Raw genomic sequence first — 14,927 nt, 5'->3', positions numbered from 1 at the left:
CGCCCTTCGCTCTTGTGGTTCTTGGTTCTTAGTTATTGGCGCTGGCGCGGACCGTTCACCGGGGCTGATGATCTACGCGCTTGCAGCGGGCGTCACTGTTCTTTGCTTGTGCAAAGAAAAGTAACCAAAAGAGGTGCTTTTCAACAGCCGAATGGCTGGTCAACACACCCCAGGCAGCGCGCCCTTCGGGTTCGCAATCGGGCCGGGAATTTTCGGAAGGCACATCCATGTGCCTGCCGAAAACGACGCACATCCTGTGCGCCGCCCCTGTGGGGTTTTACCCGTCCCGCTTGCCGCGCCTAAACGGGGCCCCGAAGATCAAAAGCCACAGCCACAGCCACAGCCACAGCAAAGCCAGAGCAACAGCAACAGCAACAGCAAAGCCAGAGCAACAGCAACAAAAAGCAGACACTTTGCCGTTCGCTCTTGCTCTTGCTCTCGCTGTTGCCTTTCGCTTCTTGGGGTCCCCTTTAAGGCGCGGTGGCGCCGGTGGGTACAACCCCTTGGGGCGCCGCGCAGGACGCGCGGCGTTTTCGGCAGGTACATGGATGTACCTTCCGAAAATTCCCACCGGCGACACGCACCCGAAGGGCGCGCTGCCAGGGGCGTGTTTCTTTGCCTACTTTCTTTGCACGAGCAAAGCAAAGTAGGGCCCGCGGCAGGCGCGTAGATCATCCGATTCGATGAACTGTCCGCAGCACCAAGAGAATAAAAAAGAGAATAAAAAACAGCTACGGAAGCCTCCGCTCACCCGCCAACCGCTTCGCCACCCGTTGCGCAGCCTGCGCGGCCTCCACATCGCCAAGCGCCTGATGCAGGCGTGCCTGCACCCAGGCCGCGCGCATGTCCTGGTCGGCCCATGACCCGATGCGGCCGCCAATCACGCCGGCTTGTTCTAGATGTCCTGACGCGATCAATGCCGGCGCGTACGAATAGCTCACTGCCACCAGCCATTCCGGAACGCCCAGGCGTTCGGCGCTGGCCATTGCCTCGGCGTAGTGACGCAGTGCCGGCTCACGCTGGCCTTCGAGCCAGTCCTGTTCCGCTTCCATCAACATCATGCCGGTGCGCTGCCAATCGTCCGGTGCGGTACCGACCCAGGCGCGTAGAAGCTCGACTTCGCGCCGTGCGGATTTTGTCTGACCGGCACCGCGCAGGCCGCGGATCAGCACTATCCAATTGCCCATGTACTCACGCCGGTCGCCGTCTTCCAGCACCGGTGTCGAGGCCTTTCTGGCTAACCGTATCGCGTCGTCCACCTGCCCACGCAGCAGTGCGATCCGGGCGAGCAATACCTGCGCCTCGGCACGCAAGGCCGCTTCTTCAGTGGGATCCGCTTCGGCAAGAATGAACTCGGCCATCGCGGCGGCTTCCTGCAGCCGGCCATTCTGCGCCAGCACCCAAGCGCGGCAGATGGCGCGCCCCCAATCGCGCGCGAACTGTGGCGACCAGAAGCGGTCGGTCGTTGCCAATGCCTGCTCGAATTCGAGCAGATGCTCCTGGACTTCGGCGGTTGCGATCAAGGTTATGGCGAGATCGGTTTCGGCACCGACAGCTTCAAAACGGTCAGCGGAACGTTGCAGCAACGCCAGTGCTGTTCCGGGTTGGCCGCGCCGACCGGCGACCACGCCCAGGCGCTGGTCCGTGCGGGCGATCTCGCGGATGTCGCCGCTGCGGACGAATGCCAGGCGCGCCTGGCTCAGATCCGCCACCGCTTCATCCAGGCGCGATACCGTCAGTCGTACCCAGCCACGCAGCGAATAGACATTGCCGAGCACGCCAGGCGCGTTCTGGCCGCGCAACAGGCCCAGCGCTTCGGTCAATACATTGTCGGCTTGATCGTACTCGGCGCGATTGGCGTGCAGCCAGCCTACTGATGTCAGCACGCGGGCACGCAGCACCGGGTTCTTTTCGGCCGGAAGCTGCTTCAGCAGCGCCGCTAAGCCTTGCTCGCACGCTTCGCGTTCGCCGCGATCGCAATCGACCTTGGCGGCAACCAGCGCTACTTCCGGTTGCTCCCGCCATTGCGGCGGAGCCTGCTGCAGTAGTTCCACCGCCAAGGGCAAGTGGCCCCCCAACCGCGCCGCGGTGACCTGCTGCAGCAGTTTCTCCGGATCCGCGGGTGAGCGGCGATCATCCGCCGGTGGCGAATGTCCAAGCGCGATCAGCAGATCGTCCGTGGCCTCGCGCGCCGCCACCAGCACATCACTGGCTTGGGCGCTGGCATGCAAAACGCTGCCCTTCTCCGGATATGCCGTCAGACGTACCCGCCAGACACCATTGTCGTGTTCGACCTGCGGCTGCACGCGCAGGGAGATGCCGAGCCGGGCATCGGGCGCGGCGCCGCGGGAGTCCTGTTTCTGCTTCGACAACGCCAGTGCTGTTTCACTGGGTACGGTGGGTAACGCACCGAGCCGCAGACGGTTCGCCACCAGGTCCATCAGGCCCAGGCGCAACCAGGCCCAATCCTCTGGCGCGTCGACTTCAGCCACCATCACCCATGCCGTGTACGGCTCGGCAGGCGCCAGTGCGGATACGCGTGGAGCTGGAACGGGGCGCGGCCTGGTCGTTACCAGGGCGGTAACGGAGACGACTACCAGCAGTGCCGCCATCAGCCAGCGCCAGCGAGGGTGCATCGATGGCAGCGACCGTCTAGGTTCGGACACCTGCGCGCCACTCGGCTGCGCGCCGGCCGGTGCAACGTCCTGCACCGGGACTTTGATGGGTGCTGTATCGGCGATTTCCGTTATTTCTTCAACGTTGGCAATCCAGCGGAAACCAAGGCGCGGAACGGTGCGGATACTGTGCTGATCGTTGCCGTTGTCGCCAAGTACCTGGCGCAAGCGCACGATGGTGTGCGCAAGCGTGGATTCGCTGACATCGGTGCGGCCCCACACGGCGGAGATGAGTTCGTCGCGACCGACAGGACGATCGCGGTGCTCTATCAGATAGGCCAGGCAATCTAAAGCGACCATGGCCAACGCCACCGGCTGGCCGTCCTGAAGCAACTCACGCGCACGCGTATCCAGTTCGAAATCGCCGAACCGATAGCTTCTCTTCTTGATCAACATCGACGCCTTGTATTTTCCCCGGAGACACACCACGCGCTGGAGCAACCGCCTGTACACACGATGGTGCCGGCTGGAGCGTTATAGCATCCATGCGCCAAGTCCAAGTGTAAGCAGGGAAGCCGAACAAAACAGGGACGGATGCAACTAAACGGCTTGCAGATTCAGGAACCCCGGATGCGGTAACCGAAGCGCATGGTGATGCACGCGATTGGTGCACCCACGCTTCGAAATACTATGGGGTTGGCTTGCGCCGGGCGCGGGTCGCCGATGTAATCGCTTTCAACGGTGGCTGTTCAGCGCTGGCAACCATGACGTCCCACGCGGCCATGGCGTAATCGACGATACGTTGCAGGCGTGCCCGCGTTGCGCCAGCGTGTGCTTGCAGTGACAAACCCTGCAATACGGTTTCGCAATAGGCTGCAAGCGACGAAACATCGGTATTCGCCGGCAGTTCGCCATCGCTCGCCGCGCGCTTTAGCCGGCGCCGCAATGCTTCGAACACTGTGCGTTGGCTGCCAGCCAGTTGCTTTCGCACCGATTCGTGTTCTGGCGCGCAGCTGGCCGCCGACAGTACCACCAGGCAGCCACGTGGAGTGCCCGCACTGCAATAGGCATCGGCGTTGTCGCGCAACATCGCCTCCACCGCCGCACGCGCGGTGGGTTGCTCGCGCATGGCACGGGCAGTTGCGTTCTCTTCGCGCTCGTACAGCGCAATCGCTTCGCGAAACAGCGCTTCCTTGTCGCCGAACGCCGCGTACAGGCTGGGCTTATTGATACCCATCGCTTCCGTCAGTGCGCCGAGCGAAGCGCCCTCGTAGCCGCGCCGCCAGAACACCAGCATTGCCGCGTGCAACGCGGCGTCGCGATCGAAGCTGCGGGGTCGGCCGCGTACGTTCATGGAACGATCCTTTTCATACTGGTTGGAACATAAATCTCTTGACGCTGGAGATCAATCGATCATTATTAGATACCAACCGGTACATAAAGGAAGCGACATGACAGAACTGAGTGGGAAAGTTGCGCTGGTAACCGGCGGCAGCCGCGGCATTGGAGCGGCGATCGCAAAACGTCTGGCGCGCGATGGGGCTGACGTTGCCTTGACCTACGCCAGCGCCGCGGACGACGCCCGCATCGTGTCCGCGGCAATCGAACAATACGGACGCCGGGCGCTGGCGATCGCTGCCGATAGTGCCGATCCGCGGGCGGTCATCGACGCGGTAGAGCGGACCGTGGCAGAACTTGGCCGTATCGATATCCTGGTCAACAATGCAGGCATCTTTCCTTACGGACCGCTGGATGAAGTCACGCTGGAAATCTTCGACCGCACGATGTCAATTCATGTGCGCGCTTCGTTCGTCGCTGCCCAGGCGGCGGCGCGCCATATGCACGACGGCGGCCGCATCATCAACATCGGCAGTTGCCTGGGAGAACGCGTCGGCGGTCCGAACATGACCGTATACGCCGCCAGCAAGGCCGCACTGGTCGGGCTCAGCAAGGGGCTGGCGCAGGACCTGGGTCCCCGCGGCATCACCGCGAACGTGGTCCAGCCAGGACCCGTGGACACCGATATGAATCCCGCCAACGGGCCGGACGCCGAAGCGGCGCGACAAGGGCTGGCATTGCGGCGCTATGGCCATGTCGACGACATCGCCGCCATGGTGGCGCTGCTGGCGGGCGAGGGTGGCCGCTTCGTCACCGGCGCCGCGATCGCGGTCGATGGTGGTTTTAGCGCCTGACGAGCGGGAAGCGCCGCCTCGGTTGTTTGACGTAGAGCGGAGCTGCTCAAGAGGATAGAAACAAACTCTGCTCTACGAGAAGCGCGCTAAGCAGCTATTCGCTATCGCCTCCCGTTGCCACGGCCCCATTGCTACTGACGCGGCACTATCCCGGGGCGCAGCTCCGCTCTACGTGGCGCCGCCAAGAGCTGCGTGGCGCGCTACAATCCGCCGATGCAATATCAACTCATCATCAAGTTCTGGCGTAAATCCCTTACTGACGAAGGATTTCTCGCGACCATCGAGGCCGAGTTGAAGCAGGCGCTAGGCGATAAGGTCGAGCTGGAGGGCTATGACAAGAGTCCAAAAGAGATCAATCTCTTCATGATGACGGCCGAGCCGAAAGATACCTTCCGGCGCGTGCGGAGCGTCCTGGAAAAACTTGGCCTCGTGCACGGCGTGTCAGCGGCTTACCGGTTGGTAGGTGGCGCGCGTTTCACTTCACTGTGGCCACTACGCTCCACGCGTAAGTTCACGCTTCCATAGAGCGGGTCTCGACCCGCCGCAGTAAGTTCGTGCGGGCGGCCATCGGCTACCTAGGTCAGGAGCGGCGGGTCTCGACCCGCCCTACGACGCCATGGGAACGACGCGATGCCGCGGTTGTTGTGATTCGGCACGATGTCGTAGATCGGCTTGACCTTGGCTTGGTTCAACGCCGCAGCCGCGGTCTTCAACTGCGCACCCGCCGGCACGGTGCGGATCACGTTCCAGTGGAAACCTTGAAGGACGATCTCGTCGCCGCCGTGATAGCGGACGCCGTTCGGGCTTTTGCCGGCAGTGTCGCCTCCCTGGACATTTCCTATGCATCCCAAGAGCACCAGAAGCAAGTATCCCGTCCTGCTCACATGACGTGCCATGGTCCTATTCCTTAAGGACGGAGAGTTCTCTCCTTGTGCGCGCTGGAATAGCGCGACAGCTGTTAGTGGTACACGATCTGCCCCGGCTCTAATCGTCACGCAGATAGTGAGAATTACGGAGCGGCGATATGCGAGTACATCAGGTGCGGCAGGAAAAAGAAGTGCACCGATGCTGCTCGCGACAGATGCGATTCGCTGCGCTCATCACATCCTACGAGAGCGGATTTTTCCAGACGGCGGTGATGCACACCGTCATCCCATGGTGCGCGCACCGGAATCTTGTCCTATATAGCGAGCGCCACTCAACGCGAAGTAGGCACGGACGCCTGCAATGCGGCGGCCAATGCGGCGTCGCCTGAAGTCAGGTCCTTCCAGCTCAATTCGACACCCTTGCGCTTGCCTTTCTCAGTAAGTTTGAGACCGTCCGGATCGATCACCAGGGTGTAGTGAATGTCGCCAACGACGATTTCGCGGCGCAGCGGCTTGTCCAGCGGCGTCATGAGGGCAACGCGCCAGACCGCGCTTCTGTGAAAGTGAACGACATGATGGGCTCCTTTGGAGAGAGGAGCCTCGACTCTACGCGGCGGGCGCGAAACGCCGGTGAAAAAGCCGGGAACCGAGAGTCGGGGATCGAGAGTCGAGATCACGGTAAAGTGAACGGGAACTCGGGCATTGCGCACCGATTGGGTTATTCGGAATAAACCCATCGTCACCCCGGCGTAGAGCTTGCCCTCGAATGCCGTAGTCGGGGGCCGGGGGCCGGGGCCCAGCGCCCAGCGCCTTGCACTCCAGATGGCGAAAGCTCGCGAGACAACTACGGAGCGGAAATTGCGTAGCTCGACCCGCGCGGCCGAGGCATGCCTCACCTAGAGTTGCTGGATCACTGCCAGGATGTTGCCTTCGCTGTCCTTGAACCAGGCGGCCTTGGCGCCGCCGGCCGTCACGATATCGCTGTCCGGGGTCGCTCCCGGCATGTCGTAATGCTCAAGGGTCACGCCGCGTTTCTTCAAGTCCGCGACTTCGTGCTCGATGTCCTCGACCTGCCAGAACGCCTGGCTGGCTTGCGATGTGCCCGCGTTGGGCGTGGGGTACAGGAAGCAGGCAGTGCCGACCCCGAAATGGTAAGTCACGCCGCCGGCTTGCTCCTCGCCCGGCGTGAATCCCAGCGTGTCCTCATAGAACCGGCGGGCCCTGGCAACGTCGCTCGCAGGCAGATAAGCGTAGAGAGGATGGTTCTGCAGCATGGCGAACTCCTTTCGTCGGCATGAACATGAACGGATGGCTCGGAGCGACCCAGCCGACACTTGGGTTGTACTCCACCGATAGGAAATCTTTCGTCATGAATCCGAGCTGTGATCAGTGCAAAGTCGCCGGGTTCGGCCGAGGTTTGCCGCCTGCCGGCGCATCTGCAAGACAAGGCCGATGGAAGGTAAGTCTGAGAAAGAAGAGCGGCGCCGGGTTGCTGTTTGGGCTTCGGTTCGCGTCGTTCCTGGCCATGGCGTAATCGCCATATTTGCTATCGAGCAGCGCCTGAGCGACGCTTGCAATGGATCGTTGGTGGGTTAGTACCCTTCTGCTCAGCTGTTTCCGCGAAAACGTAGCGTCAATCCTTTCAGGAAATTGCGCAGCATCTGGTCGCCACAGGGGCGGTAGTTCTTGTGGCCGGGTTGGCGGAACAACGCGGACAATTCCGGTTTGGAAACGGGAAAGCCGGCATCCTCGAAGATCTGATGCATGTCCACGTCTTTCAGCTGGAAGGCAACGCGGAGTTTCTTCAGGACGACATTGTTGGTGATGCGGTCTTCCACCGGACGCTGCGGCAGACTTTCGTCCTTGCCGCGATAGTGGATGACCAGTCCATCCAGGAAATGCGCGAGCACGCGATCGCTACAGGGGATGAAACCCGGCTCTTCTTCCTTCTTCAAGTACGCCGGAACATCCGCTCTGTCGATGGGAAATTCCGGATCGACCAGCTGGGTTATCTCGACAATCTTGTTGTCGCTCAGGTCCAGCATGTAGCGAATGCTGCGCATGACATCGTTGTTGATCATTGTTGTTCTTCTCTGCTGTCGATTCGTTGATCGACCGGCGACTACTTTATCGCGTCCTTCCCGGCAGTGCGTCAGAAAGTAGCGTGCGCTGTGCGCACGAAGCCGATCGCGTTCGATGCCAGTCGTGCGCACAGCGCACGCTACCTACGCTCCGCCATTTCAACGCCGGGGATCACCTCGCAAGCGATGCCTTGCGCCACTAGCTCGCGTGGCAGGCGATCATTGGGGGCGTGCTGAAAGGCATTGCCCGGTTTCAAGCAGACCACGCGCTGACCGGCATTGGCGTGGTGGATCAACAGAGCTCGCCGTGTTTCTTCATCAGCCGGCATCGGTATCCGCGTCGCATCGCGCCGCGCCAGCGTGAGCACGGCGTCGCCGACGGCGGCATCGCAGACCAACAGATCGGCTTGGTTCAAAGCTCGAAGTGCCTTCAGTGTCAGCAGTCCCGGATCGCCGGGGCCAGCGCCCACCAGCATCACGCTGCCGGCGGCCGGTGTGTCCTGGCTGCTATGAAGGGCGGATTGGAAAGCCTGTTCGGCCGCTTCCGGTTGTCCAGTCCGAAGAAGTTGCAGCACTGGGCCGTCGATGACGCGTTCGAACCAGCGCCTGCGTTGCGCCAGTTGCGGCAACGCGCGGCGAATATCCGCGCGGTGGCGCGCGAACAGGCGCGCGAAGTCGCCCAGGGAATGATCGAATTGGGTTTCCAACTGCTCGCGCAAATGGCGCGCCAGCATAGGGGCCGCGCCACCGGAGGAGATCGCCACCAGCAAGGGTTCGCGGTCGACGACGGCGGGAATCTGGAAGGTGGAGAGTTCGGCATCGTCGACGACGTTCGCCAGGAGTCGGCGTTGCCCGGCTTCGGAGGCCAGCGTGGCATTGAAGGCGTGGTCGTCGGTGGCGGCGACCAGCAACCAGACCTCGCCCAGCCACGCCGGGTCGAAAGCGCCTTCGCGGCGGCGCAGCCGGCCTTGCGCCAGCCATTGCGCCAGGGTGTCGGTCAGCGCATGGGCGTGAACCTGTACTTGCGCACCCGCATGCAGCAACGCTTCGATCTTGCGCTGAGCGACCTCGCCACCGCCCACCACCAGCACTTCGCGGCCGGAGAGATCGGCGAACAACGGAAACAGCGGCATGAAGGCTCCTGAGCGGTTGAGGGACTGGGAGGGGTGGCTCGCCACCGGGGGATGCTGCATGGCAACATGGAGCGAACTCCTGTTCTGGTCCCCCTTGGCAATGCTGCGCGTCCTGTTGGTCAACGATACCGAAAAGCCGATCGGCGAGTTGCGCGAAGCGCTGCTGGCGGCCGGCTATGACGTGTTGCCGGAAGTCGCTTCGGCCAGCACCTTGCTCAAGGTCGTGGAATCGCAGCAGCCGGACGTGGTGATCATCGACGTCGACTCACCTTCGCGCGACACGCTGGAGCAACTGGCGGTGATGCACGACCACGCACCGCGGCCGGTGGTGATGTTCTCGGCCGACAGCGACGACCAGCTGATCCGGTCCGTAGTCGGGGCCGGGGTGACCGCTTATGTGGTGGACGGTCTGGCGCCCGGGCGCTTGTCGCCCATCATCCAGGTGGCGCTGGCCCGGTTCGAACAGCAATCGAATATGCGCCGTCGGCTGGACGAAGTGCAGCAGCAGCTGGGCGATCGCAAGCTGATCGATCAGGCGAAAGGCCTGCTGATGGAGAAACGCGGCATGAGCGAAAACGAAGCCTATGCAGCGCTGCGGCAGCAGGCAATGAAACAGGGATTGAAGCTGGCGGACGTGGCGCGCCGAATCATCGCCATGGCCGACCTGCTGGGATGAGACGCGCATGACCCGACAAGAAAACAGTGAACTGCGAACCCTGCAAGTAGGGTTCATGCCGTTGATCGACTGCGCGCCGCTGATCGCGGCGGTACGTCTGGGATTGGATCGCCGCCATGGCTTGCAGTTGCAGTTGCATCGCCAGGCCTCATGGGCGGCGATCCGCGACAAGCTGCTGTCGGGGGAACTGGATGCGGTGCACGCGTTGGCGGGTCTGGTCTACGGCGTGGAAGCCGGCATTGGCGGACCGCAAGCCGAGTTGGCCATCTTGCTGACGCTCAATCAGAATGGGCAGGCGATCGTGCTGTCGCCGCCGTTGGTGCAGGGACTGGAACGGGGCACGCCGTTGCCGGAGCTGTTGGCGGCACTGCCGCGCCGACCGGTGTTCGCGCAGACCTTTCCCACCGGCACCCACGCCATGTGGCTGTATTACTGGCTGGCGGCGCAGGGTGTAGACCCGATGACGTCGATCCAGGGCGTGACGCTGCCGCCGCCGCAAATGCCCAATGCGTTGGCGCGTGGCGAACTGGATGGCTATTGCGCAGGCGAGCCCTGGGCGGTGCAGGCCGAAGCGCTGGGCGCTGGCGCACGCGTGATACGTAGCGGACAGATCTGGCCGGGGCATCCGGAAAAAGTGCTGGCCTGCCGGCGTGAATTCGCGGCCCTTCAACCGGACTTGGCGGTCGCCCTGACGGCCACGCTGCTGGAGGCGTGCCGCTGGTTGGATGAACCTGAAAACCGAAAGCAAGCGGTGGCGTGGCTGGCCGACCCGGACGTGATCGGGTTGCCCGCCGAACGCATTGCCGCCTGCTTGCTGCCGGCCGACGGCGGCAATGCGGAACATCGCTTGCGATTCCATGCGAATGGCCAGGTCAATTTCCCCTGGCTATCGGATGGCCGTTGGTTCTTGCAGCAGTTCCGGCGTTGGGGTTGGTTGACGGATGATTCCGGCGAAGACGATGCATTGCTTGCGAATGTGCACCGTTTGGATACGTACCGCCAAGCGGCGGAGCAGGTGGGCGTACCGTTGCCGGGCGCCGATACCCGTCCCAATCTTCTGTTCGACGGCGATCGCTCCTCGTAGAGCGGAGCTTGCTCCGCTGCTTTAAGCCGTTTGCACTCGGATAGAAGAGCAGCCGAGCAAGCTCGGCTCTACCAGGAGCGTCCCCTGGCGAGGCGTTATAGAGCGGAGCTTGCTCCGCTGCTTTAAGCCATCTGCACTCGGATAGAAGAGCAGCCGAGCAAGCTCGGCTCTACGAGAAGCGTCTTCTGCGCCGCATTGATGCAACGCACAACTAAAGTGCAATCACGCACGCTGCTTGTGCAAGCAGCGTGCGCGCATGGGCTGTTCGACTCGCCCTGAACTCCGCGCTTCTCACCCAAGCCATTGAATTCGTTATCAATGATCGAGCGGTGACGCAGCCGCCAACAGTTGGCACGGCGATTGCTATCCATAACTCGTGGGCACAACGGCGTGCCCATAAAAATCATTCTGTAGGCAAGCCAACGGCGGCTCGCCAAGCGTTACCAAGGCAACACCAAGACAACGGCGTCTTTCCGGTGCGAATCGGATGACGCCGTTTTTCGTTTCTCCCCCCTCACTAGCCGCCGTGGCCCGCGATGGATCGCATGTTGCAGCGGTAACCCTTCGGAGACTGCGCGGATGAACCGATCTTTCTGGCAAGCCGGACACACGCCCACGCTGTTGTCGGCGTTTTTGTATTTCGATCTGAGTTTCATGGTGTGGTACCTGCTGGGTCCCATGCAGGTGCAGTTGGCTGCGGCCTTGCAACTGGATACGCAGCAGCGGGCGATGATGGTGGCGGTGCCGATCTTGTGCGGCGCGGTACTGCGGCTGTTCCTGGGCATGCTGGCCGACCGCATCGGTGCCAAACGTACCGGCTTGCTGGCGCAAGCGTTGGTGATCGCTGCCCTGGCGGTGGCATGGCAGCTGGGCGTGCAGAGCTTTGGACAGGTGTTGCTGCTGGGCCTGATGCTGGGTGTGGCGGGCGCCTCGTTCGCGGTGGCGCTGCCGCTGGCCTCGCGCTGGTATCCGCCGGAACACCAGGGCACGGCGATGGGCATTGCCGGCGCCGGCAATTCGGGCACGGTGTTCGCTGCTTTGTTCGCGCCGATGCTGGCGATGGCGTTCGGCTATCAGGCGGTGTTCGGCTTGGCCTGCATTCCGCTGGTGCTGACGTTGCTGGTGTTCGCCGTCTTCGCCAAGGATGCACCGGTGACCACACCACGCAAGCATCTGTCCGACTACGGACGCGTGTTGCTGGGTAATCGCGACTCATGGTGGTTCATGTTCTTCTACGCCATAACCTTCGGCGGCTTCGCCGGTTTCGCCAGTGCGTTGCCGGGTTACTTCCACGACCAGTTCGGCTTCGATCCCAAGATCGCGGGCTGGGCGACCGCTGCCTGCGTGCTCGCCGGTTCCGTGATGCGCCCGATCGGCGGTGTCATCGCTGATCGCATCGGCGGCACCCGCACGTTGCTGGCGGTGTATCTGGCGGTGGCGGTGCTGGTGGCGACGGCGGGCATGGGCATCGGCGGATCGGTCGCCACCGTGTCGCTGTTCGTGCTGACGCTGCTGTGCCTGGGTGCAGGTAATGGCGCGGTGTTCCAACTGGTGCCGCAGCGCTTTGGTACCGACATCGGATTGATGACAGGACTGATCGGCATGGCCGGCGGCATCGGTGGCTTCCTGCTGGCGGCAGGCATGGGCGTGGTGAAGCAGCACACCGGCAGCTACTCGCTGGGCCTGTGGCTGTTTGCCGGCGTCGCATTGCTGGCATGGGGATTCCTGTCCGGCATCAAGCACCAATGGCGCAACAAATGGTCGGCCGTCAGCGCCGCGCGCGTCTGAAATTTGAAACACCATCTGCCCGGAGCAAAACGATGAAGAAGCCAAGATTGGTCGTAGTGGGCAACGGCATGGCGGGCATCCGCACGTTGGAAGAACTGCTGAAGCTGGCACCGGACATGTACGACATCACGGTCTTCGGCGCCGAACCGCATCCCAACTACAACCGCATCCTGCTGTCGCCGGTACTGGCCGGCGAACAGACCTTCGACGACATCGTGCTGAACTCGCTGGACTGGTATGCCGAAAATGGCATCCGTCTGCATCTGGGCAAGGAGGTAACCAAGATCGACCGCGTGCAGCGGCGAGTGATCGCCGCTGACGGCACCGAGGCCGAATACGACCGCCTGCTGCTGGCGACCGGTTCGCTGCCGATCATTCTGCCGGTGCCTGGCAAGGAGCTGAAAGGCGTCATCGGCTATCGCGATATCTACGACACGCAAACCATGATCGAAACCGCCAAGACCAAGCGGCATGCGGTGGTGATCGGCGGCGGCCTGTTGGGCCTGGAGGCCGCCAATGGTTTGAAGCTGCGTGGCATGGACGTCACCGTGGTGCATCTGGCCGGGTGGTTGCTGGAGCGCCAACTGGATCCCGTGGCCGGGCAGCTGCTGGAGCGCTCATTGACCGATCGCGGCCTGAAGTTCCGTCTCAACACGTCCACGACCGAACTGCTGGGCAACGAGAATGGCGAAGTGCGAGCGGTGAAGTTCTCGGACGGCAGCGAAGAGCCTGCCGATCTGGTGGTGATGGCCGCGGGCATTCGCCCCAACACGCAGCTCGCGCAGGCGGCGGGTATCCATTGCACACGCGGCATCGTGGTCAGCGACACGCTGCAGACCTTCGACCCGCGCGTATACGCCGTGGGTGAGTGCGCCAGCCACCGCGGCATCGCCTATGGCCTGGTCGCACCGTTGTTCGAACAAGCCAAGATCTGTGCAAACCACTTGGCCAGTTATGGCATCGGCATCTATAGCGGCTCGGTATCTTCGACCAAGCTGAAAGTAACCGGCATCGATCTGTTTTCCGCCGGCAATTTCATGGGCGGCGATGGCAGCGAGGAAATCGTGTTGTCGGACCCGGCTGGTGGCGTCTACAAGAAACTGGTGATCAAGGACGACAAGCTGATTGGTGCGTGCCTGTACGGCGATACCGGTGACGGCGGTTGGTACTTCAAGCTGCTCAAGGACGGCGCCCGCGTTGATGAGCGTCGCGATCAATTGATGTTCGGCGAAAAAGCACTGGGCGATTCCGGCACGGCCGGACAGGACCGCGCCAGCGCGATGAGCGACAGCGACGAGGTCTGTGGTTGCAATGGCGTGTGCAAGGGGACCATCGTCAAGGCCATCAACGAGCAAGGCCTGTTCACCATCGACGACGTCAAGAAGCACACCAAGGCGGCGAGTTCCTGCGGTTCGTGTACCGGTCTGGTCGAACAGATACTGATGAACAGCCTGGGTTCCAACTTCCAGGAAACACCCAAAACCAAGGCGGTCTGCGGCTGCACCGATCGCACTCATGGAGAAGTGCGGCAGGCGATCCGCGAGCACAAGCTGCTGACCCACCAGGCCGTGTACTCGTTCCTGGAATGGCGTAGCCCCAATGGTTGCGCGACCTGCCGGCCGGCCATCAACTACTACCTGATTTCCACCTGGCCACGCGAAGCCGTGGACGATCCGCAGTCGCGTTTCATCAACGAACGTGCGCACGCCAACATCCAGAAGGACGGCACGTTCTCGGTGATACCGCAGATGAAAGGCGGCGTGACCAATGCCTCCGAATTGCGCCGCATTGCCGATGTCGCCGACAAGTACGCCGTGCCGATGGTCAAGGTGACCGGTGGCCAGCGCATCGATCTGCTGGGCGTGAAGAAGGAAGACCTGGTCGACGTCTGGAAAGATCTAGGCATGAAGTCGGGTCATGCCTATGGCAAATCGATCCGCACCGTTAAGACCTGCGTGGGCAGCGAGTTCTGCCGCTTCGGCACGCAAAACAGCACGCAGATGGGCATCGATCTGGAAACCATGCTGGCCAACATGTGGAGCCCGCACAAGGTCAAGCTGGCGGTGTCCGGCTGCCCACGCAACTGCGCCGAATCCGGCATCAAGGATGTGGGCATCATCGCCGTAGATTCGGGCTGGGAAATCCACATCGGCGGCAACGGCGGCATCAAGACCGAGGTCGCGAAGTTCCTGGTCAAGGTGAAGACCAGCGACGAGGTGAAGCAGTACACCGGCGCCTTCCTGCAGTTGTATAGGGAAGAGGCGTATTACCTGGACCGCACCGTGCACTACATCGATCGCGTGGGCATGGACTACATCCGCAAGCGCGTGGTCGACGATGCGGAAACTCGCCAGGCCTTGTTCGAGCGTTTGTTATTCGCACTGGAAGGCCTGCCCGATCCGTGGGCCGCGCGCATCGCCGGCGAGAAGCCGCGCGAGTACCAGCCGTTGCGTCTGGACAAACGCATCCCCGCCGAAGTGGAGGGCTGAGAT

General features: G+C 62.4%; 13 protein-coding genes. 6 read left to right on the top strand and 7 right to left on the bottom strand.

Annotated features, from left to right (window positions below):
- Positions 1–731 precede the first annotated feature (731 nt).
- Together AB6O04_RS12460 and AB6O04_RS12455 are read right to left on the bottom strand one after the other, a co-directional pair.
- A complete protein-coding gene (locus AB6O04_RS12460; protein ID WP_368564300.1) occupies positions 732–3,068 on the bottom strand; it encodes a winged helix-turn-helix domain-containing protein in 2,337 nt (778 codons plus the stop codon).
- Between the two features lie 235 nt (positions 3,069–3,303).
- Positions 3,304–3,969, bottom strand: a complete 666-nt coding sequence (locus AB6O04_RS12455) for a TetR/AcrR family transcriptional regulator (RefSeq protein ID WP_368564299.1) — start codon at positions 3,967–3,969, stop codon at positions 3,304–3,306.
- Between the two features lie 97 nt (positions 3,970–4,066).
- Between AB6O04_RS12455 and AB6O04_RS12450 the strand changes: the two genes are divergently transcribed.
- Both AB6O04_RS12450 and AB6O04_RS12445 read left to right on the top strand, forming a co-directional pair.
- Positions 4,067–4,807 carry a 3-oxoacyl-ACP reductase family protein gene (locus tag AB6O04_RS12450; protein ID WP_368564297.1) on the top strand — a complete coding sequence of 247 codons (741 nt, stop codon included), beginning with the start codon at positions 4,067–4,069 and terminating at the stop codon, positions 4,805–4,807.
- Positions 4,808–4,999: 192 nt separating this feature from the next.
- Positions 5,000–5,332, top strand: a complete 333-nt coding sequence (locus AB6O04_RS12445; RefSeq protein ID WP_368564296.1) for a hypothetical protein — start codon at positions 5,000–5,002, stop codon at positions 5,330–5,332.
- Positions 5,333–5,382: 50 nt separating this feature from the next.
- Here AB6O04_RS12445 and AB6O04_RS12440 read toward each other — a convergent pair whose 3' ends face one another.
- From AB6O04_RS12440 to AB6O04_RS12420, 5 genes are all read right to left on the bottom strand, one after another.
- Entirely contained in the window at positions 5,383–5,673 is a 291-nt protein-coding gene (locus AB6O04_RS12440; protein WP_368564295.1) for a hypothetical protein, read from the bottom strand.
- 332 nt (positions 5,674–6,005) lie between these two features.
- Positions 6,006–6,203: a hypothetical protein gene (locus AB6O04_RS12435; RefSeq protein ID WP_368564294.1), complete on the bottom strand. Its 198-nt coding sequence runs from the start codon at positions 6,201–6,203 to the stop codon at positions 6,006–6,008.
- A gap of 366 nt (positions 6,204–6,569) precedes the next feature.
- On the bottom strand, positions 6,570–6,947 hold the full coding sequence (locus tag AB6O04_RS12430) for a VOC family protein (RefSeq protein WP_368564293.1): 378 nt from the start codon (positions 6,945–6,947) through the stop codon (positions 6,570–6,572).
- 333 nt (positions 6,948–7,280) lie between these two features.
- On the bottom strand, positions 7,281–7,754 hold the full coding sequence (locus tag AB6O04_RS12425) for a DUF1456 family protein (RefSeq protein ID WP_368564292.1): 474 nt from the start codon (positions 7,752–7,754) through the stop codon (positions 7,281–7,283).
- Positions 7,755–7,894: 140 nt separating this feature from the next.
- Complete coding sequence (locus AB6O04_RS12420; RefSeq protein ID WP_368564291.1) at positions 7,895–8,887, bottom strand: NAD(P)-dependent oxidoreductase; 993 nt, start codon at positions 8,885–8,887, stop codon at positions 7,895–7,897.
- Between the two features lie 103 nt (positions 8,888–8,990).
- Here AB6O04_RS12420 and AB6O04_RS12415 point away from each other — a divergent pair, with 103 nt between their 5' ends.
- From AB6O04_RS12415 to nirB, 4 genes are all read left to right on the top strand, one after another.
- Positions 8,991–9,563 carry an ANTAR domain-containing response regulator gene (locus tag AB6O04_RS12415; RefSeq protein ID WP_368564429.1) on the top strand — a complete coding sequence of 191 codons (573 nt, stop codon included), beginning with the start codon at positions 8,991–8,993 and terminating at the stop codon, positions 9,561–9,563.
- Positions 9,564–9,570: 7 nt separating this feature from the next.
- The gene (locus tag AB6O04_RS12410) at positions 9,571–10,647 is read left to right on the top strand and encodes a CmpA/NrtA family ABC transporter substrate-binding protein (RefSeq protein ID WP_368564290.1); all 1,077 of its coding nucleotides are present in this window, start codon (positions 9,571–9,573) and stop codon (positions 10,645–10,647) included.
- A 618-nt stretch (positions 10,648–11,265) separates the two neighbouring features.
- Complete coding sequence (locus AB6O04_RS12405; RefSeq protein WP_368564427.1) at positions 11,266–12,435, top strand: nitrate/nitrite transporter; 1,170 nt, start codon at positions 11,266–11,268, stop codon at positions 12,433–12,435.
- 32 nt (positions 12,436–12,467) lie between these two features.
- Complete coding sequence (gene nirB, locus AB6O04_RS12400) at positions 12,468–14,924, top strand: nitrite reductase large subunit NirB (RefSeq protein WP_368564288.1); 2,457 nt, start codon at positions 12,468–12,470, stop codon at positions 14,922–14,924.
- The last annotated feature ends 3 nt before the right edge of the window (positions 14,925–14,927 follow it).

Origin of the sequence: Pseudoxanthomonas sp. UTMC 1351 (genome assembly GCF_040948865.1) — a bacterium.
In the GTDB taxonomy this organism is placed as follows: Bacteria; Pseudomonadota; Gammaproteobacteria; order Xanthomonadales; family Xanthomonadaceae; genus Pseudoxanthomonas_A.
Note: the sequence above shows the minus strand (reverse complement) of the source record. Positions and strands in the feature narration are given on the sequence as shown.

What these genes read in the sequence shown, in the direction of transcription:
- AB6O04_RS12455 (WP_368564299.1), bottom strand. Translation starts at nt 3,969, where the DNA reads ATGAACGTACGCGGCCGACCCCGCAGCTTCGATCGCGACGCCGCGTTG.
- AB6O04_RS12450 (WP_368564297.1), top strand. Translation starts at nt 4,067, where the DNA reads ATGACAGAACTGAGTGGGAAAGTTGCGCTGGTAACCGGCGGCAGCCGC.
- AB6O04_RS12435 (WP_368564294.1), bottom strand. Translation starts at nt 6,203, where the DNA reads ATGACGCCGCTGGACAAGCCGCTGCGCCGCGAAATCGTCGTTGGCGAC.
- AB6O04_RS12430 (WP_368564293.1), bottom strand. Translation starts at nt 6,947, where the DNA reads ATGCTGCAGAACCATCCTCTCTACGCTTATCTGCCTGCGAGCGACGTT.
- AB6O04_RS12425 (WP_368564292.1), bottom strand. Translation starts at nt 7,754, where the DNA reads ATGATCAACAACGATGTCATGCGCAGCATTCGCTACATGCTGGACCTG.
- AB6O04_RS12420 (WP_368564291.1), bottom strand. Translation starts at nt 8,887, where the DNA reads ATGCCGCTGTTTCCGTTGTTCGCCGATCTCTCCGGCCGCGAAGTGCTG.
- AB6O04_RS12410 (WP_368564290.1), top strand. Translation starts at nt 9,571, where the DNA reads ATGACCCGACAAGAAAACAGTGAACTGCGAACCCTGCAAGTAGGGTTC.
- nirB (WP_368564288.1), top strand. Translation starts at nt 12,468, where the DNA reads ATGAAGAAGCCAAGATTGGTCGTAGTGGGCAACGGCATGGCGGGCATC.